The sequence below is a fragment of the Streptomyces sp. NPDC007971 genome (assembly GCF_042958635.1).
Lineage (GTDB): Bacteria > Actinomycetota > Actinomycetes > Streptomycetales > Streptomycetaceae > Streptomyces.
In genome coordinates this window covers 1-1,401 of the sequence record NZ_JBIBJK010000090.1, presented here as the reverse complement: position 1 = coordinate 1,401, position 1,401 = coordinate 1, and the positions used below count along the sequence as shown (strand labels likewise).

1 protein-coding gene is annotated in these 1,401 nt (G+C 70.7%); it reads left to right on the top strand.

Going from position 1 to position 1,401, the window contains the following annotated elements:
- Positions 1-20: 20 nt before the first annotated feature.
- Positions 21-1,401 (top strand): polyketide synthase dehydratase domain-containing protein (locus ACFZCP_RS45900; protein WP_391443274.1); only part of this gene is annotated, 1,381 nt, incomplete at its 3' end.

The following is a 1,401-nucleotide window of genomic DNA, read 5'->3' as shown; positions in this document are numbered from 1 at the left end:
TGACCAGCCCCTCGTACTGGGTGAGGCACGTTCGTGAGGCCGTCCGTTTCTCCGACGCTGTGGCGGCGTTGCGTGAGAGTGGCGTGCGGACGTTCGTGGAGATCGGTCCGGACGGCGTGCTGTCGGGCATGGGCCCGCAGACGCTCATGGACGCCGGCGAGGAGACTGTGGCTGCCGAGGTGTGGCTGCCGCTGCTGCGTCGCGGCCGTGACGAGCCCCGGGCGTTGCTCACCGCGCTTGCGAAGGTGTTCGTCCGGGGTGTGACCGTTGGTTGGGACAGGGTCTTCGCGGGGACGGGCGCGCGGCGGGTGGACCTGCCGACGTATGCCTTCGAGCGGCAGCGGTACTGGTTGACCGCGACGACGGTCGGCCGGGCTGAGGACTTGGGGCTGGGGACGCCGGGGCACCCGCTGTTGGGTGCTGCGGTGGTGTTGCCTGCCAGTGGCGGGCTGGTCCTGACGGGTCGGCTGTCGTCGGCGGGTCAGGGGTGGCTTGCGGATCATGTGGTGGCCGGGCGTGTGGTGGTGCCTGGGGCTGTCTTGGCGGAGATGGTCGTGCGTGCCGGCGACGAGGCCGGGTGCGGGCGGGTCGAGGAACTGCTCATCGAGACGCCGTTGGTGTTGCCGGAGCGTGGCGGCGTACGCGTGCAGGTGACGGTGGACGAGCCGGACGAGAGTGGCCGTCGGGTGGTTGGTGTCTATGCGCAGGCCGAGGATGCCGTGGTGGTGGGCGACTGGACGCGGCACGCGGCTGGTGCCCTCGTTCCGGCTGACTCTGCTGTCGACGCTCGTGCCGACGTCGGCCTGGTGCAGTGGCCGCCGGCCGGTGCCGTCGCCGTGGACCTGACCGGGTTCTACCCGGCGCTGGCGGAGGCCGGTCTTGCCTACGGCCCCGTGTTCCAGGGGATACGGGCGGCGTGGCGGCGTGGCGAGGAGTTGTTCGCCGAGGTGGCGTTGCCCGAAGGCGTGGGGGTGGCCGGGTTCGGCGTGCATCCGGCTTTGCTGGACGCCGCCCTGCACGTGATGGGCTTGGGTGTAGAGCGCGCGGGGTTGCTGTTGCCGTTCGCGTGGACTGATGTGGTGGTGCATGCGTCGGGTGCGGTGGCGGCGCGGGTGCGGGTGGCTCCGTCGCGGTCGGGTGAGGGTGTGTCGGTGACGCTGGCCGATGGTACGGGCGAACTGATCGCGACGGTGGGTTCGTTGGTGCTGCGATCGGTCTCTGCCGAGGCGGTGACGGCTGGTTCTGACAGCGCGCCGGATGGGTTGTTCGGGGTGGAGTGGGTGTCTGCTGCGCCGGCGGAGGGTGTGGCTGTGGGTGTGGGTTCTGGTGGGGAGTGTGGTGGGTGGGTGGTGGTGGGTGAGGTGGGTGGTTTGGATTTGCCGGGGGTGGTGTCGTTTGCGG